We start from the raw sequence: 19,467 nt of genomic DNA on the forward strand, positions 1-19,467 counted from the left end.
AGTCCCGTCCGCACCGCCAACATATAAAAGCCCTGAGCATAAGCTCGGGGCTTTTTGCTATTATCTCCGAATATCATCCCTGGTTGGGTCAGGCGATCATTTGTGCCATGTAATCGATTTTTTTAAAGTCATCATCTGCCTCATTACATGCTATTCCACCCTGATAGCGAAATTTTCATCTGACGAGTTATAGCCATTGAAACTCGAAGATAAAAATCCTATAACAACTAACAGTTCATTAGTGATAAGCAGGAGCAATGTGCGTAAGAAAACCTATGCCATGAGGTACGTTGCCGGACAGCCTGTTGAACGTATCTTTCCGCCTGCAACCATGCATTATTTAAAACAGCAGCCGGTATCTTCGGGCCCTCTAGTGCCGACGGAGGATCGCTTGCGGGTGATGGTGTGGAATATTTTCAAACAGCAGCGTACAAATTGGCTCTCGGTTTTGAAAGGTTTTAGCGATAATACCCAATTGATGCTGTTGCAGGAGGCACAATCAAGTCCTGAACTGATTCGTTTTGCTACTACGCACTATCTTTCTGCCGAACAAGTACCCGCTTTCGTTCTTCCCTCCCATCCTTCTGGGGTGATGACACTATCCTCCGCACAGCCTATGTATTGTTTTCCGTTGCGAGAAAGAGAGCCGTTGATTCGGCTGGCTAAATCAGCATTGATCACTGTGTATTCGCTGAGCGATGCACGTTTATTGATGGTGGTGAATATTCATGCTGTCAATTTCAGTCTTGGGGTCGAGGCTTATACAAAGCAACTGGAAACTATTGGTGAACAGTTGATGCGCCATAAAGGACCTGTAGTAATGGCGGGTGATTTTAATGCCTGGAGCCAGCCCAGAGTGAGTGCGCTTTATCGGTTTGCCCATCGAATGGGGCTTGGCGAGGTGAGTTTTTCTGACGATCAACGGCGTCGTGCATTTGGTCGTCCGTTGGATTTCGTCTTTTATCGCGAACTGGGAGTGGCAAATTCGTCGGTGTTGGTGACCGATGCATCCGACCATAACCCCTTACTGGTAGAATTCGATGTTTCCTGAATCCTGCGGCTTCAATAAAAAAACCGCCATAAATGGCGGTTTTTTACTTAGCGGTATCAGGAGTCTGGTGATTGCTTGTCAGTGACATAAAGTGTCAACCTATCGCCTGGCTGGAGGTTGGCATCTTTGATGACCGTATTCCAGCGCATGACATCAGCAATGTTAACGCCATGGCGTTTGGCAATGCTTGCCAGCGAATCCCCTTTACGAACCTGATAAACAATCGAGTTCGACTTATTGTTGCTTGCTACGACACCGGCCGTCACTGGCACCGTTGCTTTGGCAACCTGCAATGTCTGGCCCACCTTCAGAGTGCTGCCCTTGAGGCGATTCCAGTTTTGCAGATCCTGTGTACGGACATTCATTCGCTTGGCGATGCTTGATAATGTATCACCAGCGCGAACTTTGTACCCTACAGAGCGAGTCGTGACTGCCGGTTGAGCGGTTTTAGCCGGTTGGATAGCGGCAATGTCACCGTCTGCTAGCGAGTCTTTCAATTGTCCCACATGAGACTTGGGCACCATAATGTAATGCGGCCCGTTTGGCGCAGTGACATCACGTGTGTAACCCGAGTTGTAGCTCTTCAGCTTGGTGACAGATAATCCCGCCAGTTCAGCTGCTTGCGTCAACTCCATCTGCTGACCCAAATCTACTCGCGCCAACGCACGATTTTCATTGGGTTTGGGCAGTTCAACTCCATATTTTTTGCTGTGCTTGAGAATATCGCTCAGCGCCAACATCTTGGGCACATAGGTTGACGTTTCATACGGCAACGCCAGCGCCCAGTAATTAGTTGGACGGCCTTTCGCTTTATTCGCTTTCACCGCTTGCATGATTCGCCCTTCACCTGCGTTGTAAGCAGCTACGGTTAGTAACCAATCGCCGTCAAACATGCGGTTCAGGCGCTGCATCATATCCAATGCAGCGGTCGTGGATGCGACAACATCACGACGCCCATCATACCATTGAGTATGTTTCAACCCATAATTACGCCCGGTGCCAGGAACGATCTGCCAAAGCCCTACGGCGTTGGATGATGATTTGGCATTTGGGTTAAAAGCGCTCTCCACTATGGGTAGCAGTACCAGTTCCATCGGCATCTTACGTTCTTTAATCTGCCCGACTATCCAGTACATGTACGGCTCTGCCCGTAATGTTACATCGTGGAGATAGCTCTTATTTTTTAAGTAACGCTGTTTTTGCTCGCGGATCCGGGTATTTTCCGGAACCTCCATCTTCAGCTCGTCGCCAATGAAGTTCCACAGATCTTGTTGCGCGATGCTGTCATCATCTAGCCACCGCGCACCGGTCTCTCGACCATCTGTGTACTTTCCTGCTTCACTTTGACCTGCCGAAGACAGACTCTGTGCATGCTGTCTGGGTTGGGAGGTGTCATTAGGTGGCACCTGGCAACCGGTTAGCACGACTGAGGCGATAAAGATCGCTTTAGTCTTCATATCTGTGTCAATAGTTGCTTAAAAGACAAACAATGATACTTTGATTGGCAATTCAGTACAACAAAAACCGTCAGAATCGGTCTTTCATGGCGCGTAAGTGCGCAAAAATCTGCCAATCACCCTTGTGGTCCGTATTAATGGACAATTTTCTTTGCAAATCAATGTCATGGTAACGTAAAAAAATATTTATTCTTCGTTCCAGCCCCAATAAAGAAGGGATGGATGATTCTCCTTTTTCACGTAATCGCCTGATTTTAAGTAGATAATCATGGATATCTGCATCTTCTGGCCAAACGTGGTGTGCAAACTCCAGATTGGATAATGTGTACTCGTGTGCACAACATACTTGGGTTTCATCGGGTAAATCAGCCAACTTGATCAACGATTCGAACATTTGTTGTGCTGTACCTTCGAAAATGCGACCGCACCCAGCAGAAAATAATGTATCGCCACAGAATAGATATGGATGGCTATGATACGCGATATGCCCTGCAGTGTGCCCAGGCACGAAAAAAATAGAAAATTCCGAGCCAGCCACAGTAATGACATCGCCTTCCTGTACTGTATGTGTCACACCATGCTGTTTGGTTTCCTGCGGGCCGTAAATTTGTATCCCAGGGTAGTGTTCCATCAGTTGTCGAACGCCGCCAGTGTGATCATTGTGGTGATGGGTCAACAGAATGGCGGCTGGGAAGAGTTGGTGATTATCCAACGTCTGTAACACAGGGGCGGCTTCGCCCGGGTCCACAATCACGCATTGTTTTTCATCGTTGGCCAGTAGCCAGATGTAGTTGTCTTTGAAGGCCGGTACACTGATAAGATTCATGCTGCATCCTCATTTTTTGCGATTAGCCTGCGGAAGATACTAAAACATGAAGCCAGCACAAACATCCCAGAAGATCGTAGCGCCTGAAAGTTGGGAGGCGATTCCCTGGGGAGAGTACTATCTTCATACACTCAATACGGCGCTAGCCCCCTGGTGGAGTCGAATATTTGGATTTCATCTGCTGAAAATCGGGCGGTTGAGTACGGCGATTGACAGCCAAACGTGTACGATTCCACATCAGGTCAACGTCAGTCGGGAACCGCAGACGGCACATGTTATGGCTGATCCTTATCAGCTTCCGTTTGTCGAGAAATCGGTAGATGCCTGCCTGCTGACCCACGTTCTGGCTTATTCCGCTGATCCTCATCGGGTTGTACGTGAGGTGGACCGAATCTTGATTAATGATGGCTGGGTCATCATCAGTGGGTTCAATCCGGTGAGCCTGATTGGGCTGGGGCGTTTGGTGCCTGGTATGCGTCGACGCCAGCCGTATTGCAGCCGGATGTTTAGCCAGATGCGAGTAATGGATTGGCTGAGCTTGCTGAATTACGAGATTGTGCATCATAACAGTTTGCAGGTGCTTCCCTGGCGCCAACCAGGCCAGGGCAAGTGGAACAATACGCTGCCGCTGCTGGGATGTCTGAACCTGATTATCGCGCGCAAACGCACGATTCCGCTGACGATGACGCCGTCCAAGACCCTGCTGAGGAAATCACCGTTGAATCGCCCGGTAGGGGCGACGAAAAGCTATCGTTATCGGCCCGATTGATCACCCGCAGGGGCGGGGTAGTTACGGTGGGGCTACTCCGGCTGATAGCCTGTGTCATCCAGGGTGGGGGCGCTGGCAGCCTGACGGGCCAGTTCATCACAGCGTTCGTTTTCCGGGTGACCAGCATGGCCTTTCACCCATTGCCAGTGCAAGGTATGGCGCTGAATAGCCTGATCCAGCCGTTGCCATAGGTCGACGTTTTTCACCGGTTTTTTCTCCGCAGTTTTCCAGCCACGCTTTTTCCAGTTATGGATCCAACTGGTAATGCCCTGGCGGACGTACTGGCTGTCGGTGGTGATGGTCACCTCACAGGGTGTGGTCAGGGTTTCCAGCGCAGCGATTGCTGCCATCAATTCCATCCGGTTATTGGTGGTGAGCCGGTAGCCTGCGCTGAGGGGTTTTTCGTGTTGCTTGTAACGCAGCAGCGCCCCGTACCCGCCAGGGCCGGGATTGCCGAGACAGGATCCGTCGGTGAAAATCTCTACCTGTTTTAGCATCTCTGGTAGACTCTTATTCATGGTCAAAAGTATAAGTCTGACATAAACGAAACTGATGAGCACTGTAATTACACGACAAATCGTTCTTGATACTGAAACCACCGGTATGAATAAACTGGGGGTTCACTATGAAGGGCACAAGATTATTGAGATCGGTGCGGTCGAGGTGGTGAACCGTCGTTTGACCGGACGTCACTTCCATGTCTACCTCAAACCGGACCGGCTGGTGGACCCGGAAGCCTATAACGTTCATGGCATCAGTGATGAATTTCTGGCGGATAAGCCGACTTATGGCGATGTCGTTGATGATTTTCTCGATTTCATCCGCGGCGCTGAACTGGTGATCCATAACGCGACGTTCGATATCGGCTTTATGGACTATGAATTTCGCTTACTGAAGCGCGATATCCCGAAAACCGAGACGTTCTGCACCATCACTGACAGCCTGCTGATGGCGCGCCGGTTATTTCCCGGCAAGCGCAATAACCTGGATGCGTTGTGCGATCGTTACCAGATAGATAACAGCAAGCGTACGCTGCACGGCGCGTTACTCGATGCTGAAATTCTGGCCGAAGTTTATCTGGCGATGACTGGCGGTCAAACGTCGTTGGCTTTTTCGATGGAGGGTGATACCCAGCAGCAGGCGGCGCAAGCGGAAACCATCCAGCGGATTTCTCGCCCCGCGTCGGCTCTGGCGGTCTTGTATGCCAGTGACGAAGAGCTGGTGGCACATGAGCAACGTCTGGATTTGATTATGAAAAAAGGCGGCAGTTGCCTGTGGCGTAACTGAGTTTATGGCTGTTGATCATAAAGGCGATGCTGCGCTGAAAATGTAAGCAAACAGAAGCAGTTAGTGATAAAAAGCATTGACGCAACCGATGGCTCCCCGTAGTATTCACCTCGCTCACTGAGCACAGCGCGGTGCGGTAGTTCAGTCGGTTAGAATACCGGCCTGTCACGCCGGGGGTCGCGGGTTCGAGTCCCGTCCGCACCGCCAATCATTCTGAAGCCCTGAATCATTTGATTCAGGGCTTCTTCGTTTCTGTGCCTTAGAATGCCCAGTCTTCGTCTTCGGTTTCCACCGCTTTACCGATCACATAAGATGAGCCTGCCCCGGAGAAGAAATCATGATTTTCCTCCGCACCCGGCGACAGGGCGGCCAGAATAGCCGGATTGACGTCGGTCATGCTGGCGGGAAATAGCGCTTCATAGCCCAGGTTCATCAGCGCTTTGTTGGCGTTATAGTGCAGAAACTTCACGACATCATCGCTCCAGCCGACGCCGTCATACAGTTCGTGGGTGTAATCCACTTCATTGTCGTACAAGTCTTGCAGCAAGTCGTAGGCGAAGGCCTGCAAATCACGTTGTTGCTGCGTACCCACACGTTTTAGCCCCTGCTGGTATTTGTAGCCGATGTAATACCCGTGCACGGCTTCGTCGCGGATGATGAGGCGAATCAGGTCGGCGGTATTGGTCAGTCGGCCGCGGCTGGCCCAGTACATCGGCAGATAAAAGCCGGAGTAAAACAGGAATGACTCCAGAAAGACGCTGGCGATTTTCTTTTTCAGCGGGTCGTCATGCTTATAATGCGAGAGAATCAGCGTCGCCTTGTTTTGCAACGGCTGGTTGCGTTCGCTCCAGCTATAGGCGTCGTCCACTTCACTGGTCAGGCACAGGGTGGAAAAGATCGCGCTGTAAGAGCGGGCGTGGACCGCTTCCATAAACCCGATGTTGGAGAGCACGGCCTCCTCATGCGGCGTTAGCGCATCGGCCATCAGTGCTGGTGCGCCTTGGGTATTCTGCAATGTATCCAGCAGCGTCAGGCCGGTAAACACGCGCAGCGTGAGTTGACGTTCGATGTCGTTCAATTGCGCCCAGGACGGCATATCGTTGGATAGCGCGATTTTCTCTGGAAGCCAGAAATTGGTGGTTAGCCGGTTCCAGACTTCCAGGTCCTTGTCATCCTGCGGGCGATTCCAGTTAATGGCCTTCAGGGGCGAAAGCGGATTCATGCAGTTATCTCCGTTGTTCATGTGGTGCAGCAGCGTGTATTAGAGCGAGCAGGACACACAGCCCTGAATCTCGGTGCCTTCCAGCGCTTTTTGGCGTACGCGAATGTAGTACAGGGTCTTGATGCCTTTTTTCCAGGCGTAGATCTGCGCTTTGTTAATATCGCGAGTCGTTGCGGTATCGGGGAAAAATAGCGTCAGCGACAGCCCCTGATCGACGTGTCGGGTTGCCACAGCATAGGTGTCGATGATTTTCTCAGGGCCGATTTCATAGGCATCCTGATAAAAGTGCTGGTTGTCGTTAGTCATGTACGGTGCCGGGTAGTAGACCCGTCCCAGCTTGCCTTCCTTACGGATTTCGATGCGTGACACAATCGGGTGGATGCTTGCCGTGGCGTGATTGATATAGGAAATCGAGCCGGTAGGTGGCACCGCCTGTAGATTTTGATTGTAGAGCCCGTGGCGCATTATCTGTGCTTTCAGCGCCAGCCAGTCTTCCCGTGAGGGAAGTGTAATTCCGGCGCAAGCGAACAGGTCACGCACACGTGTCGTGGCCGGTTGCCACTCCTGCGACAGATAGCGATCAAAATACGCGCCGCTGGCGTACTGTGAATCGGCGAAACCAGTGAAGGTTTGGTTATGCTCTTGTGCCAGCAGGCTGGAGGAGCGCAAGGCGTGATACGTCACGGCATAAAAATAGATGTTGGTAAAATCCAGCGCTTCTTCAGAACCGTAAAATAGCCCTTCACGTGCCAGATAGCCGTGCAGGTTCATCTGCCCCAGCCCGATAGCGTGAGACTCAGTATTGCCGTTAGCGATCGACGGCACCGCGCCGATATGGCTCATGTTGGACACGGCTGTCAGCGCCCGTACCGCCATTTCCACTGAATGGGCCAGGTTGCCACCATCCATCACCCGCGCAATATTGAGCGACCCGAGATTACAGGAAATGTCCTTCCCGACCTGTCGATAATTCAAATCTTCCTGATACTCGCTGGCGCGGCTGACTTGTAGAATCTCCGAACATAGGTTGCTCATGGTGATGCGCCCGGCCACCGGGTTGTGGCGGTTCACGGTATCTTCGAACATCAGGTAGGGATAGCCGGATTCAAACTGGATCTCGGCCAGCGTTTGAAAGAGCTGCCGGGCGTTGATGGTCCACTTACGAATCCCTGGATGGCTGACCAGTTCGTCGTACTTTTCGCTGACGCTGATTTCCGACAGCGGCATGTCATACACCCGCTCAACGTCATAAGGTGAGAACAGGTGCATGTCCTGGTTAGCGCGGGCCAGTTGCAAGGTAATATCCGGAATAACCACCCCCAGCGACAGGGTTTTGATGCGAATCTTTTCGTCGGCGTTCTCCCGGCGAGTATCAAGAAAACGCAGGATATCCGGATGATGGGCGTGCAGATAAACCGCGCCGGCACCTTGCCGGGCACCGAGCTGATTGGCGTAGGAAAAGGCGTCCTCCAGCATTTTCATGATGGGGATGATGCCGGATGATTGGTTTTCGATGCGCTTTATCGGCGCGCCGGTTTCACGGATGTTAGTCAGCATAAAGGCTACACCGCCGCCGCGTTTGGAGAGTTGTAACGCGGAATTGACCGCCCGGCCGATGGACTCCATGTTGTCTTCAATACGCAGCAGAAAGCAGGACACCAGCTCGCCGCGCTGCTGTTTGCCGCCATTGAGGAAGGTCGGCGTAGCAGGCTGGAAACGACCACTCATCATTTCATCCAGCAGGTGTTGCGCCAGTTGGGCGTCGCCCTGCGCCAACGTCAGCGCGACCATGCAGACCCGATCGTCATAGTTTTCCAGATACTGGCTACCGTCGAAGGTCTTCAGCGCATAGCTGGTGTAAAACTTGAAGGCACCCAGGAAGCTTTGGAACTGGTGTTGATGTTCGGCCGCGCGCTGGAACAGGGTAGCGATAAAATCAGGCTGGTAGCGCGTCAACACCTGGGGTTCGTAATACCCTTCCTGTTGCAACCAGCGCAGTTTCTCTTCCAGAGATGGGAAGCGGCGGGTGCATGGCAGTACGTGATCGCGAAAATAGGCCTGAATCGCCTGCTGATCCTGTTCAAACTGAATGCAGCCATCGGCGTCATAGAGGTTCAGCATGGCGTTGAGCGCATGGTAATCCAGCTGGCTGGAGGGCGCTTCGGTCAGGAATTCTGTTGTAGCCAAAATTGAGTCACTCCTCTGCGTACGTTGTCTACATCTTCCAGGGTGCCAGACAGCTCAAAGCGGTACAGGCAAGGAACCTGACATTTGGTCGCAATAATGTCACCGGCGATAGCGTAGGCGCTGCCAAAGTTACGGTTCCCGGCGGCGATGACGCCGCGCAGTAAGGCACGGCGTGATGATTGATTTAGAAAGTGGATGACCTGGCGGGGCACGGCGCCTTGTGTACTGCCGCCGCCGTAGCTGGGCACCACCAGAATGTAGGGGCTGGCGATATCCGGCATTGGCGCATCGGCCAACAGTGGTATTCGGATGGTCGGCAACCCCAGACGGCAGACGAATCGATGCGTGTTTTCCGACTGGCTGGAGAAATAGATGATCGGATTCATCATCGTTGTCTCAGGCGGTGACGGCGCGCAACGAGCGGAGTTTATCGGGGCGGAAACCACACCAGTGTACTTCGTCGGTTTCCACCACTGGCACCTGACGGTAGCCGAGCGCCAGTACATGTTCCCGCGCTTGCTCATCGCTGGAGATATCGATCTTGCGATAGGTCACGCCATAGTTATCCAGCGTGCGGCAGGTGGCGTCGCATTGGGGGCAGTCTGTCTTGCTATAAACACTAATAATCATGATTCGCATTTGCCTTTATGGTCAAAAATGAGAGATCCTGAGCGCTCTTTGGGGGAGCCAGTTTTCACTGCATAGTTCAATCCATGGAGCAATGGATACGGGTGAGCGGTGCTCCCTGTGCTGCAATGAATACTAGATATTGTGTTTTGAAATATCAACCACACAATATATGGATGTTTGGGCGAATTAAACCGAGGGAAGGAATCGAACAGCGGAGGAAACCTGAGGGCGAGCACCCTCAGGTGAATGGTCAAACGGTCGCGATGTTTCTGCCGTAATAGATTTCCTGCATCTCGCGATACAGTAAATCGGTAATACGTTTGCGCTCTTCCAGACTCAGTTCTTGCGGACTGACGTTAAACAGGTAGTGCTTCAGGTCGAAATCCTTCAGCAGCATTTTGGTGTGAAAAATGTTTTCCTGGTAAACGTTTACGTCCATCAGGTGATAGAGCGATTTCATGTCGTCGGACATGAAGTTTTGAATCGAATTGATTTTGTGGTCGATAAAATGCTTAACACCGTTGATATCGCGGGTAAAACCGCGCACACGGTAATCTATGGTCACAATGTCCGATTCCAGCTGATGAATCAGATAGTTGAGTGCTTTGAGCGGTGAAATAACACCACAGGTAGACACTTCGATGTCAGCCCGGAAAGTGCACAAGCCGCCACCAGGGTGGCTTTCTGGATAGGTGTGCACGCAGATATGGCTTTTGTCGAGATGCGCAACAACGGAGTTCGGCAGCGGGCCAGGATGTTCGGAGGTATCCACGTCGCGTGGGTCCATCGGTTCCTCGCTGACCAGAATGGTGACGCTGGCACCCTGCGGTTCATAATCCTGACGGGCAATATTTAAAATATTCGCGCCAATGATGGAACAGGTTTCACTCAGGATTTCTGTCAGACGGTTCGCATTGTACTGCTCATCAATGTACGCGATATAGCCATCGCGGTCGGCAGGCGTTTTGGCGTAACAGATATCGTAGATACAAAAACTCAGGCTCTTGGTCAGATTGTTAAAGCCATGTAGTTTCAGCTTTTGCAATTTAATTCACCCCCTTATGGATGCCGTGGTCAGCGAGCGGCTGACAGGGCATTCAGTAAATATTGCGGCAGGGCAAAACTGCCGGTATGAATGGCCGGATTGTAATAACGGCATTCGATTCCTGCGGCGTCGAACCGCTGCTGCAGGTGATTTTGTTCGATAGCACGTAATGCCGGGTTATTGCTGGCCCAGGCAAAGGTCATGATTCCGCCGTAGTAAGTTGGAATGGCGGTCTGATAAAAACTGACGTCGCTGAAATAGCGGCTGAGTTTCTGATGGCTGTTGACCGCTTCATCCTGCTGCAGGAAGCAGACCCCGTTCTGCGCTACAAAGATCCCCCCGTCGTTCAGGCAACGTGCGCATCCCTGATAAAAATCCGAGGTAAACAGACTTTCACCGGGGCCAATAGGATCGGTGCAGTCGGAAATGATGATATCGAATTTTTCCTGACAGACATTGACGAAGTTAACGCCATCATCAATCACCAGACGAAAGCGCGGGTCATCGTAAGCGCCAGCACTATGGTTGGGCAGATACTGACGGCAGAACGCCACTACACCAGCATCGATTTCCACCATGGTGATCTGTTCCAGATTACGGTGGCGACAGACTTCGCGCAGCATACCGCCGTCACCGCCGCCGATAATCAGCACGCGTTTTGCGTTACCGTGGGCTAACAGCGGAACGTGGGTCATCATTTCGTGGTAGATGAACTCGTCACGTTCGGTGGTTTGCACTACGCCATCCAACGCCATAACCCGGCCCAGCGCAGCGTTTTCGAAGATGATCAGATCCTGATGGTCGGTTTTTTCATGATAGAGCACTTGGTCTATTGAAAAATACTGACCAAAATTGGCATGTAGGGTTTCATGCCAAGTTTCTTTCCGGGACATGTTAGGGCTTCCTCCGCGATAACAGCCATGAAAATTGGCGCGCTATGATAGCTAACTCTCATGGTGCTTGCACGGTCAAATTTCATGCAATGCGGAGGATTTTACGCTTTACTGGGTATTGGCGAGTAAACTGAGCGAATTTCGTGCCAGATTCTGACATTTCTTCGGGGTAGGGATAGCGATGCCGCTCAGGTCACGATAACTGGCTTCGCCAAGGGCGATCATATCAAACTGGTTGTAGTTGCTTAAATCCCAGCGATTTTGCTGGGCAAAGACCACCAGCGCCCGGCGGATTTGCTCGTTGGGAAGATCTTTGTAACCACAGTTGTTTTTCAGATAAACAAAAATGGCGGTCAGATCGGCGAGGTCTTCAGCCTCGAAATCATTTAGTGCCTTACTGGCGGAGGAGAAGCCCAATAGCGAGAGCAGGAGCAGCACCAGCGCAGAATGTTTCATAATTCAACCTGTTTCATCTTTCATCAGCTGACGTTATCACAGTTACCGGTCCGGATTTCAAGTTTTATTAAGATCAGCGTGATATCGGTAATTCGTGGTGATCGGCATCGGGCCAGGCAAACAGGGGGGAGATATTCAATGGGGCAATTACCTGCTATTTATCAGCTATTGATACCATGACGTCAGCGTCTGGCTTTGATATTAATAGTGCAGTTTAACTTTATCTCACGATTTCTCATGACTTCAGGTATCTGGCGCATCAGTAGTCTGCTGTTGGCAGGAATACTTCTATTCCCGCTGGTGACCATGGTTGGGATGGCGTTGTCGGCTCCCGGCGATACGGTGTCGGCGTTATGGCGTGCTCTGCCCGTTTATGGAACGAACTCGCTGATGTTGGTGGCGGGCTGTGTACTGTTTAGCCTGCTGTTTGCGTTGCCGCTGGCCTGGCTGATGTCGCGCTACCGTTTCACCGGCCAGGTGTGGCTGCATCGGGCGTTGTTGTTGCCGCTGGCGATGCCCGGCTACCTGCTGGCGGCGGTCTATGGTGATGCGTTGGGGTACGAAGGGCCGGTTAAGCAAACACTCTATGCGCTGTCATTTGATACGGACATTGTGCCCCAGACATTCTGGCAACAGGTGTTGATGGTCGCGTGCGCCAGCTTGTGCCTGGCGTTGGTGCTGTTCCCGTATGTTTATCTGCTGGTTCGAACGGCGTTGATGTCGCAACCGGTTGGTCTGCAACAGGCCGCCCGGTTGATGGACCAGACCCGTGCTCAGGTGTTCTGGCGTGTGGTGTTTCCTATGGCTCGCCCGGCGGTCGCGCTGGGTATGGTGCTGATGGCATCGGAAGCGCTTGGCGATTATGGTATTTCCGCTTACTTCTCTGTGCAGACGATTACCACGGCGGGCCTGGACCTGTGGCGCGACAAGGCGCAGCACGGTGCGGCCGCATTATTGATGTCATTACTGCTGCCGCTGGTGTTCCTGATATGGTTTCAGGCGCGTCGCAGCCGCGCCCGTCAGTTACGCTACCAGAAAAGCAGTGGGGAGAGCCGAAACAGTTTACCGGTGCTGCGTGGGTGGCCGCGTTTTCTGACGCTGCTGTTTGGCAGTGCGCTAGTCGTGATTGCATTTGTGGTGCCGGTTGGCCGATTGGTGGGGTGGGCGATAGTGTCTGAAGCGCCGATCTGGAGCTTGCCGTTTCTACTGGCGTTTACCAGTAGTTTTATGGCGGCCTCTTGCGCCATGTTGCTGGTTATTGGACTGGCGGTTGTGTGCACGTTTGATTTCCGAGCCATCGGCAATCCGGCTTACCGCAACCCGTTGCGCTGGCTGAATATCAACCGTCTGTTACCTTCGACAGCATTGGGAATGGGCTTGCTGGTGCCGTTCATGGGGCTGGATGCCTGGCGTGCTACGGCTAGCGGCATAGTGGATGACCCCTGGGCAGGCTCGGTATTGGTGCTGATTCTGGCTTACTGTATGCGTTTTAGCGGTCTGCTGATTGATCGGTTGCAAATCCGTATGTCCCGCTTGTCGGGGTCTATGACGCATGTCAGCCAGTCGCTTGGCTATACGCCCGCGCTGCAAGTGCTGTGGGTCTATCTGCCCCAGTTGCGTCACTGCATTATTATTGGTGTATTGCTGGTGTTTACCGAAAGCCTGCGTGAGCTGAATGCATCGCTGCTGTTGCAGCCGTTTGAAGTCGAAACCATGGCGACGTATGTGTTCCGCTTTATGATGGATGAACGGCTGGCGCTGGTAGCGACCCCCGCGCTGATGCTGGTGGGTGTGGGGATGATCCCTCTGTTTGGGATAACCCGATTGATGAGAATGGAAGGATAGGTACGTTATGGCAACCCCGGAGATACTAACGATAGCCTCGCTTAGTTGCCGCTATCCGCAACTTTCCGTGCTGGAAAATGTGAGTTTTTCGGTGCATGAAGGCGAAATGGTGTGCCTGCTTGGGGCCAGCGGTGATGGTAAAACCACATTGCTGAAATCGATAGCGGGTCTGCTGCCGCAGGAGCAAGGCAAAATCGTCATCGCGGGTCAGAAGGCGGCCTCTTCGGTGCAGGGCGCGGAGCCATTGCCACGTGTGGTGGGGATGGTGTTTCAGGATGATGTGTTATTTCCCCATTTGACCGTTATGGAGAATATCACCTTCGGGTTGCGCGGCAGGTCGTCGGAAGAGATCAGCACTCTGGCGATGGATGCCGTCGGCGTAATGCAACTGGAAACCTTTACCCGGTGTTATCCTCACGAACTGTCCCGAGAGCAGAATCAGCGGGCGGCGCTGGCTCGTGCGCTGGCGTGTCAGCCTAAGCTGTTGCTGCTGGATGAGCCTTTCTCCTCTGTTGACAGCCAAATCCGCTATCGTTTAATCAGCGAGCTGCGCCAGATTCTGCGGCAGCGACAGATCGCTACACTGTTTGCGACCTCCGATCGGGAGGACGCTTTCGCTTTCGCCGATCATCTGATCCTGATCCATGATGGTGGCATTGTGCAGCAGGGTTTTTCCGCCGATCTTTATTACCGACCCGCCAACCGTTACGTGGCAAGTTTTATGGGTAACACTAACTATTTGCCGGTGAAGATCAGTGGTGATCGTCAATGGCAGAGTTTTCTCGGCGAGCATCAGGCGACGAGAGCGCTGAAACTGCCGCATGGCGCACATTATGACTGGCTGGTTCGTCCGCAGGAGATTGCGCTGGCGCTGGATGAAGAAGGCTCCGGCGTAATCGAAGATCGGTTGTTTATGGGAACCAGCAATTTCTACCGCGTCCGGGTTAATGAGCTGGAACTTCAGGTGCAAAGTGGCAACTGGTTTGAGACGGGGCAGCCGGTCCGGCTCAGTATTCGTACCGATCAACCGGTCCTGTTTCCGCCTGAAACGGCGATTGGTTCGCAGGAGTAGCGGGCGTCAGGCCCGCCTCGTCCATTGAGTGCCTGCTAACAACCTTGTTCAACACAGGCGCTCACCGTTTTGCTTCTTTCTCCGGGCGACCGATACGGTTATCAATGTTTCGGTGCCGTCACATGCGAGGCTATTTGGTTGCATTCGGCGCATGTGGTTCAGGCTGAGGCATGGGGGGGATTTCCCGCACGCTGATACTTACTTCATAGGTTTTACCGTTGCCTTGCGGTACATTGGCGACCAGCTTGTTGACGGCTTGTACTGGGTCGCTTGCCTGCAACGACGCCTGGTAGAGCGCAGGCATCGGTGGTGGGAATCCAGGCGGTGGTGGAAATGCGCCCGGTTTGCCGAATGTCGGCGGTTCAACGCCTTCCGGATGCGCGGAGGCCACGGATACGGCGGAGATCAGGGAAATACCGGCGATGAGCGCCGCGGTACGACAAATTTTCGATAGTGATGTCATGGTACACCTCTCCATAGGTTGGTCATGACATATGAAAAACCTTGTACTGAGGCTGCGCAATGCGTTTTACCCTCTTTTATCCGCCGATAACGAAATCCTGACTCTCTTGCGAATACGTTGATATTTTCACCACACTCGGCAAACCTGATACCGGCTTCAGCATGTCAGTGCGAGAAAATCGCCTGCCAGAATGTGCCAGGCACTGGGGTGTGCCTCAAAACCGATTTTGGGGTAATAATCCACGGCCTGAGGCGCGGCAATCAAGATCAGGCGACAGTGTGGTTTGAGCTGCTGCGCGGTATGCGCAATAAGCTGACGACCGATACCGCCATGTTGACATGCTTCATCCACCGCCAGGTCGGACAGGTAACAGCAAAAGTGGTAATCCGTCACGCTGCGCGCTACACCGACCAGTTCATCGCCGCGCCATGCCGTCACCAGCAGGTCTGTCTCGGTTAGCATACCTGCAAGGGTATCCCGTTGATCCAACGGTCGTCTCGGACCCAGTGAGGTTCGGTTAAGCAGGTGGATAAACTGATCGACATTGATGGGGTCATTCACTTTATAGGTGATGGTGCTGTCAGCCATTGAAGACGATAAGGATGTCATGCTCTCTCCGCTATGGGGTGGGTGAAACCAGGCTTTCTGTTATACTGCGCGCCGTGATGAAGTGCGGCACAGCCTGGTGGTGTGCCTGCATCGGAGTATGGCCTCTGTGGCCGATACTGGATACCTTTTTTCTGTGAGTTGTCAGTATGATGAAACATACGGTGGATGTCATGATCTCCGAGCAGGAGGTCAAGGCTCGGGTGGCCGAACTCGGACGCCAAATCAGCGAGCATTATCGCAACAGTAGCAGCGACATGGTGCTGGTGGGGTTGCTGCGCGGTTCCTTTGTGTTTATGGCCGATCTGTGCCGCGCCATTGACCATTCCCACGAGGTGGATTTTATGACTGCCTCCAGTTACGGCGGCGGTATGAACTCATCCCGTGACGTGAAGATTCTGAAGGATCTGGACGAAGATATCCGTGGTAAAGACGTGCTGATTGTCGAAGATATCATCGACTCCGGTAATACCCTGAGCAAAGTGAGAGAGATTTTGCAATTGCGCGAGCCGAAGTCGCTGGCTATTTGCACTCTGCTGGATAAACCGTCACGTCGTGAAGTGCAGGTGCCGGTAGAATGGGTTGGTTTTTCCATCCCTGACGAGTTTGTGGTGGGATATGGTATCGATTATGCCCAGCACTATCGTCATCTGCCGTTTATCGGCAAGGTCATTCCGCAATAAAGCATGACATTGCGCCCATGTTGGCATGGGCGCAATGAAAAGGTTACAGCAGCGACGAAACCGCCCGGCGGTAACGCTGCTCCAGCGTCTCACGGCTGGTGGCGGTGACTTCCAGGTCACGCAGACGACCATCCTGAATCCCGTAGACCCAACCATGAATTGTCACTTTTTGGCCGCGTTTCCAGGCGGACTGCATGATGGTAGAGTGACCCAGGTTGTACACCTGTTCCACTACGTTGATTTCACACAGTTTGTTAAACCGCTGTTCGGGTGGCAATTCTCCCAGCAATGAGCTGTGCTTATACCACAGGTCACGGATGTGGAGCAGCCAGTTGTTGATCAACCCTAGTTCCGGGTTTTCGACCGCAGCCTGTACACCACCGCAGCCATAGTGGCCGCAAATGATGATGTGCTCCACTTCCAGAACTTCAACAGCGTACTGCACTACGGACAGGCAGTTAAGATCGGTATGGATAACCAGGTTAGCCACGTTGCGGTGAACAAACAGTTCGCCCGGTTCGAGGCTGGTCAGGCTTTCTGCGGGAACCCGGCTATCAGAACAACCAATCCACAGAAAGCGGGGGCGCTGAGCTAATGCCAGCCGTTCAAAATAATCGGGGTCTTCTTTCACTATCGTTTCAGACCACAGCTGGTTATTGGCGATCAGCGTTTCTATCGTTTTCATGAAAGTAAATGACCTGTAACAACAAAAGGGCGGTGAGGGGTAATATAGAGCAATCACAGGGGTTTTGAAATCGAAAACTGGGTCCGACCAGGACTCGCTCAACTGATAATAAGGCACGCTTTCAGCTATGACATATGCACTGGAATTGATGAATGTGACCAAAACGTACCCTGGGGGCGTTCGCGCGTTGCGCGGTATCGACCTGCGCGTTGAAGCCGGGGATTTTTATGCTCTGCTGGGCCCTAATGGTGCGGGCAAGTCCACCACCATCGGCATCATCAGTTCGCTGGTCAACAAGACCGACGGCAGGATTCAGGTGTTCGGTTACGATCTGGACCGGGATATCGTGAACGCCAAGCGGCAACTGGGGTTGGTGCCGCAAGAGTTCAACTTCAATCCATTTGAAACCGTGATGCAAATTGTGGTCAATCAGGCCGGTTATTACGGCGTTCCCCGGCAGGAAGCGTTACGGCGTGCGGAAAAGTACCTCAACCAGCTCGACCTGTGGGGCAAGCGTAACGAGCGTGCCCGCATGTTATCGGGTGGGATGAAGCGCCGATTGATGATTGCACGGGCGTTGATGCATGAGCCTAAGCTGCTGATTCTTGATGAGCCGACCGCCGGGGTGGACATCGAATTGCGTCGCTCAATGTGGGGGTTCCTCAAAGAGCTTAACGGGCAGGGCACCACCATCATCCTGACGACCCATTATCTGGAAGAGGCGGAAATGCTGTGCCGCAATATCGGCATCATCCAGTCCGGGCAGTTGGTGGAAAACACCTCGATGAAGGCGTTGTTATCCAAGCTGCAATCGGAAACGTTCTTTTTCGACTTGGCGGCGAAGAGTGCGCTTCCCCGGTTGGAAGGTTATCAGCACCGGTTGGTGGATACCTCTACGCTGGAAGTGGACGTGAGACGTGAACAAGGGCTGAACGGTATTTTTAGCCAACTCAGCGCGCAAGGCATTCAGGTTCTCAGTATGCGCAACAAGGCCAACCGTCTGGAAGAACTGTTTGTCGCACTGCTCAATAACAACGGAGATAAAGCATGATGGGGTTATATTGGGTAGCGTTGCAGAGCATCTGGAGCAAAGAAATCAATCGCTTTGCCCGAATCTGGGTCCAGACGCTGGTGCCACCTGTGATTACCATGTCGCTGTATTTCATCATTTTCGGCAATCTGATCGGTACACGTATCGGTGAGATGAATGGCTTTAGTTACATGCAGTTCATCGTGCCAGGGTTGATCATGATGTCGGTGATTACCAACGCCTATGCCAACGTTGCATCGTCATTTTTCAGCGCTAAATTTCAACGCAATATCGAAGAGCTGCTGGTGGCACCGGTGCCGACGCACATCATCATTGCCGGTTATGTCGGTGGCGGTATGGCGCGCGGTATCTGTGTTGGTGTGCTGGTGACGATGGTGTCGCTGTTCTTTGTGCCGCTGCATGTTCATGCCTGGTGGATGGTGGTGGTGACGCTGTTGCTGACATCGATGCTGTTTTCGCTGGCGGGGCTTATCAACGCCGTATTCGCCAAAACTTTCGATGACATCAGCCTGATTCCGACCTTTGTGCTGACGCCGCTGACCTATCTGGGCGGTGTGTTCTACTCGCTGTCGTTGCTATCACCGTTCTGGCAGGCGGTGTCCAAACTGAACCCGGTCGTTTATATGATCAGCGGTTTCCGCTTTGGATTCCTGGGTATTCATGATGTGCCGTTGCTACTGACGCTGGCGGTGCTGCTGGCGTTCATCGTGGTGTTCTATGGGCTGAGCTGGTGGCTGATTGAGCGTGGGCGCGGTTTGCGTAGTTAGTCGGCTGGTTTTGTTGGCGGTGAAGCGGGATGGTGTATACCGTCCCGCTTTTTTATCGGCGTAATGACTCAGGCGATCTGCACCGGAATCGCCTTGGCGGTGCGCTGCAACGTATTGTTGTCGCCAAAATAGGCGACCTTCGGGCGGTGCTCGCGCGCCTGCTCATCCGGCATCTGCACATAGGAGCAGATAATCAGCTTGTCGCCGACGCAGGCGCAGCGTGCGGCCGCGCCGTTGACGGAAATAATGCGGGAGCCGCGTTCAGCCGCGATCGCATAGGTGGAAAAACGGTGGCCGTTGTCCACGTTATAGATGTCGATCGCTTCGTATTCAAGAATACCGGCGGCGTCCATAAAATCCTGATCGATGGCGCAGGACCCTTCATAATGTAAGTCAGCCTGGGTTACCTTCACCCGGTGCAGCTTACCTTGCAGCATGGTTCGAATCATCGGTCTGTCACTCTGGTTGGAAA

General features: G+C 52.8%; 22 protein-coding genes and 1 tRNA gene. 9 read left to right on the forward strand and 14 right to left on the reverse strand.

All coding sequences use genetic code 11. The features are described from left to right. The first annotated feature begins 259 nt into the window (after positions 1-259). Positions 260-1,051 (forward strand): endonuclease/exonuclease/phosphatase family protein, encoded by a 792-nt coding sequence (locus OB87_RS11050; protein ID WP_072025461.1) that lies wholly within the window; start codon positions 260-262, stop codon positions 1,049-1,051. Positions 1,052-1,107: 56 nt separating this feature from the next. Here OB87_RS11050 and mltD read toward each other — a convergent pair whose 3' ends face one another. Both mltD and gloB read right to left on the reverse strand, forming a co-directional pair. Continuing rightward, positions 1,108-2,508 (reverse strand): murein transglycosylase D, encoded by a 1,401-nt coding sequence (gene mltD / locus OB87_RS11055; RefSeq protein ID WP_033569502.1) that lies wholly within the window; start codon positions 2,506-2,508, stop codon positions 1,108-1,110. A gap of 70 nt (positions 2,509-2,578) precedes the next feature. Then, positions 2,579-3,334 carry a hydroxyacylglutathione hydrolase gene (gene gloB, locus OB87_RS11060; protein ID WP_033569503.1) on the reverse strand — a complete coding sequence of 252 codons (756 nt, stop codon included), beginning with the start codon at positions 3,332-3,334 and terminating at the stop codon, positions 2,579-2,581. Between the two features lie 46 nt (positions 3,335-3,380). Between gloB and OB87_RS11065 the strand changes: the two genes are divergently transcribed. Beyond that, a complete protein-coding gene (locus OB87_RS11065; protein ID WP_033569504.1) occupies positions 3,381-4,103 on the forward strand; it encodes a class I SAM-dependent methyltransferase in 723 nt (240 codons plus the stop codon). 32 nt (positions 4,104-4,135) lie between these two features. Here the strand turns inward: OB87_RS11065 and rnhA are convergent, their stop codons facing one another. Further along, a complete protein-coding gene (gene rnhA, locus OB87_RS11070; protein ID WP_161783615.1) occupies positions 4,136-4,702 on the reverse strand; it encodes a ribonuclease HI in 567 nt (188 codons plus the stop codon). Between rnhA and dnaQ the strand changes: the two genes are divergently transcribed. Then, on the forward strand, positions 4,656-5,390 hold the full coding sequence (gene dnaQ / locus OB87_RS11075) for a DNA polymerase III subunit epsilon (protein ID WP_033569506.1): 735 nt from the start codon (positions 4,656-4,658) through the stop codon (positions 5,388-5,390). The two genes, rnhA and dnaQ, sit on opposite strands and share 47 nt — an antisense overlap. Positions 5,391-5,520: 130 nt before the next feature. Next, positions 5,521-5,597 (forward strand) — tRNA-Asp (locus OB87_RS11080). Positions 5,598-5,649: 52 nt separating this feature from the next. Here OB87_RS11080 and nrdF read toward each other — a convergent pair. The 7 genes from nrdF to OB87_RS11115 all read right to left on the reverse strand — a co-directional run bounded on the left by nrdF (position 5,650) and on the right by OB87_RS11115 (position 11,823). Next, positions 5,650-6,612 (reverse strand): class 1b ribonucleoside-diphosphate reductase subunit beta, encoded by a 963-nt coding sequence (gene nrdF / locus OB87_RS11085; protein WP_033569507.1) that lies wholly within the window; start codon positions 6,610-6,612, stop codon positions 5,650-5,652. Between the two features lie 39 nt (positions 6,613-6,651). Next, positions 6,652-8,799, reverse strand: coding sequence for a class 1b ribonucleoside-diphosphate reductase subunit alpha (nrdE, locus tag OB87_RS11090; protein ID WP_033569508.1), 2,148 nt, complete (start codon positions 8,797-8,799; stop codon positions 6,652-6,654). Continuing rightward, on the reverse strand, positions 8,778-9,185 hold the full coding sequence (gene nrdI, locus OB87_RS11095) for a class Ib ribonucleoside-diphosphate reductase assembly flavoprotein NrdI (RefSeq protein WP_033569658.1): 408 nt from the start codon (positions 9,183-9,185) through the stop codon (positions 8,778-8,780). The genes nrdE and nrdI overlap by 22 nt, the downstream gene beginning before the upstream one ends. Before the next feature lie 10 nt (positions 9,186-9,195). Next, a complete protein-coding gene (gene nrdH / locus OB87_RS11100) occupies positions 9,196-9,429 on the reverse strand; it encodes a glutaredoxin-like protein NrdH (protein WP_033569659.1) in 234 nt (77 codons plus the stop codon). 250 nt (positions 9,430-9,679) lie between these two features. Beyond that, entirely contained in the window at positions 9,680-10,474 is a 795-nt protein-coding gene (speD, locus tag OB87_RS11105; RefSeq protein WP_033569509.1) for an adenosylmethionine decarboxylase, read from the reverse strand. 29 nt (positions 10,475-10,503) lie between these two features. Next, positions 10,504-11,367 carry a polyamine aminopropyltransferase gene (speE, locus tag OB87_RS11110; RefSeq protein WP_033569510.1) on the reverse strand — a complete coding sequence of 288 codons (864 nt, stop codon included), beginning with the start codon at positions 11,365-11,367 and terminating at the stop codon, positions 10,504-10,506. Between the two features lie 108 nt (positions 11,368-11,475). Next, positions 11,476-11,823, reverse strand: a complete 348-nt coding sequence (locus tag OB87_RS11115; RefSeq protein WP_033569511.1) for a YacC family pilotin-like protein — start codon at positions 11,821-11,823, stop codon at positions 11,476-11,478. Between the two features lie 237 nt (positions 11,824-12,060). Between OB87_RS11115 and OB87_RS11120 the strand changes: the two genes are divergently transcribed. After that, entirely contained in the window at positions 12,061-13,668 is a 1,608-nt protein-coding gene (locus OB87_RS11120; protein WP_033569512.1) for an ABC transporter permease, read from the forward strand. 7 nt (positions 13,669-13,675) lie between these two features. Then, positions 13,676-14,740: an ABC transporter ATP-binding protein gene (locus tag OB87_RS11125; RefSeq protein ID WP_033569513.1), complete on the forward strand. Its 1,065-nt coding sequence runs from the start codon at positions 13,676-13,678 to the stop codon at positions 14,738-14,740. A 130-nt stretch (positions 14,741-14,870) separates the two neighbouring features. Here OB87_RS11125 and OB87_RS11130 read toward each other — a convergent pair whose 3' ends face one another. Together OB87_RS11130 and OB87_RS11135 are read right to left on the reverse strand one after the other, a co-directional pair. Then, positions 14,871-15,203 carry a hypothetical protein gene (locus OB87_RS11130; RefSeq protein ID WP_033569514.1) on the reverse strand — a complete coding sequence of 111 codons (333 nt, stop codon included), beginning with the start codon at positions 15,201-15,203 and terminating at the stop codon, positions 14,871-14,873. Between the two features lie 156 nt (positions 15,204-15,359). Further along, positions 15,360-15,812, reverse strand: coding sequence for a GNAT family N-acetyltransferase (locus tag OB87_RS11135; RefSeq protein ID WP_033569515.1), 453 nt, complete (start codon positions 15,810-15,812; stop codon positions 15,360-15,362). 146 nt (positions 15,813-15,958) lie between these two features. On the opposite strand from OB87_RS11135, the gene hpt reads away from it, so the two are divergent. After that, the gene (gene hpt / locus OB87_RS11140) at positions 15,959-16,492 is read left to right on the forward strand and encodes a hypoxanthine phosphoribosyltransferase (protein ID WP_200884286.1); all 534 of its coding nucleotides are present in this window, start codon (positions 15,959-15,961) and stop codon (positions 16,490-16,492) included. Between the two features lie 43 nt (positions 16,493-16,535). Here the strand turns inward: hpt and can are convergent, their stop codons facing one another. Beyond that, positions 16,536-17,177 carry a carbonate dehydratase gene (can, locus tag OB87_RS11145; protein WP_033569516.1) on the reverse strand — a complete coding sequence of 214 codons (642 nt, stop codon included), beginning with the start codon at positions 17,175-17,177 and terminating at the stop codon, positions 16,536-16,538. A 127-nt stretch (positions 17,178-17,304) separates the two neighbouring features. On the opposite strand from can, the gene OB87_RS11150 reads away from it, so the two are divergent. Next, complete coding sequence (locus OB87_RS11150; protein ID WP_033569517.1) at positions 17,305-18,228, forward strand: ABC transporter ATP-binding protein; 924 nt, start codon at positions 17,305-17,307, stop codon at positions 18,226-18,228. Further along, the gene (locus OB87_RS11155; RefSeq protein WP_033569518.1) at positions 18,225-18,995 is read left to right on the forward strand and encodes an ABC transporter permease; all 771 of its coding nucleotides are present in this window, start codon (positions 18,225-18,227) and stop codon (positions 18,993-18,995) included. Before OB87_RS11150 ends, OB87_RS11155 begins: the two co-directional genes overlap by 4 nt. Positions 18,996-19,063: 68 nt before the next feature. Here OB87_RS11155 and panD read toward each other — a convergent pair whose 3' ends face one another. Next, positions 19,064-19,444, reverse strand: a complete 381-nt coding sequence (gene panD, locus OB87_RS11160; protein WP_033569519.1) for an aspartate 1-decarboxylase — start codon at positions 19,442-19,444, stop codon at positions 19,064-19,066. Between the last annotated feature and the right edge of the window lie 23 nt (positions 19,445-19,467).

Origin of the sequence: Dickeya undicola (assembly GCF_000784735.1) — a bacterium.
Classification (GTDB): Bacteria; Pseudomonadota; Gammaproteobacteria; order Enterobacterales; family Enterobacteriaceae; genus Dickeya; species Dickeya undicola.

Excerpts from the sequence above, each read along its gene's own strand:
- mltD (WP_033569502.1), bottom strand. The coding sequence starts at position 2,508 with ATGAAGACTAAAGCGATCTTTATCGCCTCAGTCGTGCTAACCGGTTGC.
- gloB (WP_033569503.1), bottom strand. The coding sequence starts at position 3,334 with ATGAATCTTATCAGTGTACCGGCCTTCAAAGACAACTACATCTGGCTA.
- OB87_RS11065 (WP_033569504.1), top strand. The coding sequence starts at position 3,381 with ATGAAGCCAGCACAAACATCCCAGAAGATCGTAGCGCCTGAAAGTTGG.
- dnaQ (WP_033569506.1), top strand. The coding sequence starts at position 4,656 with ATGAGCACTGTAATTACACGACAAATCGTTCTTGATACTGAAACCACC.
- nrdF (WP_033569507.1), bottom strand. The coding sequence starts at position 6,612 with ATGAATCCGCTTTCGCCCCTGAAGGCCATTAACTGGAATCGCCCGCAG.
- nrdI (WP_033569658.1), bottom strand. The coding sequence starts at position 9,185 with ATGAATCCGATCATCTATTTCTCCAGCCAGTCGGAAAACACGCATCGA.
- nrdH (WP_033569659.1), bottom strand. The coding sequence starts at position 9,429 with ATGATTATTAGTGTTTATAGCAAGACAGACTGCCCCCAATGCGACGCC.
- speE (WP_033569510.1), bottom strand. The coding sequence starts at position 11,367 with ATGTCCCGGAAAGAAACTTGGCATGAAACCCTACATGCCAATTTTGGT.
- OB87_RS11115 (WP_033569511.1), bottom strand. The coding sequence starts at position 11,823 with ATGAAACATTCTGCGCTGGTGCTGCTCCTGCTCTCGCTATTGGGCTTC.
- OB87_RS11120 (WP_033569512.1), top strand. The coding sequence starts at position 12,061 with ATGACTTCAGGTATCTGGCGCATCAGTAGTCTGCTGTTGGCAGGAATA.
- OB87_RS11125 (WP_033569513.1), top strand. The coding sequence starts at position 13,676 with ATGGCAACCCCGGAGATACTAACGATAGCCTCGCTTAGTTGCCGCTAT.
- OB87_RS11130 (WP_033569514.1), bottom strand. The coding sequence starts at position 15,203 with ATGACATCACTATCGAAAATTTGTCGTACCGCGGCGCTCATCGCCGGT.
- OB87_RS11135 (WP_033569515.1), bottom strand. The coding sequence starts at position 15,812 with ATGACATCCTTATCGTCTTCAATGGCTGACAGCACCATCACCTATAAA.
- hpt (WP_200884286.1), top strand. The coding sequence starts at position 15,959 with ATGATGAAACATACGGTGGATGTCATGATCTCCGAGCAGGAGGTCAAG.
- can (WP_033569516.1), bottom strand. The coding sequence starts at position 17,177 with ATGAAAACGATAGAAACGCTGATCGCCAATAACCAGCTGTGGTCTGAA.
- OB87_RS11150 (WP_033569517.1), top strand. The coding sequence starts at position 17,305 with ATGACATATGCACTGGAATTGATGAATGTGACCAAAACGTACCCTGGG.
- OB87_RS11155 (WP_033569518.1), top strand. The coding sequence starts at position 18,225 with ATGATGGGGTTATATTGGGTAGCGTTGCAGAGCATCTGGAGCAAAGAA.
- panD (WP_033569519.1), bottom strand. The coding sequence starts at position 19,444 with ATGATTCGAACCATGCTGCAAGGTAAGCTGCACCGGGTGAAGGTAACC.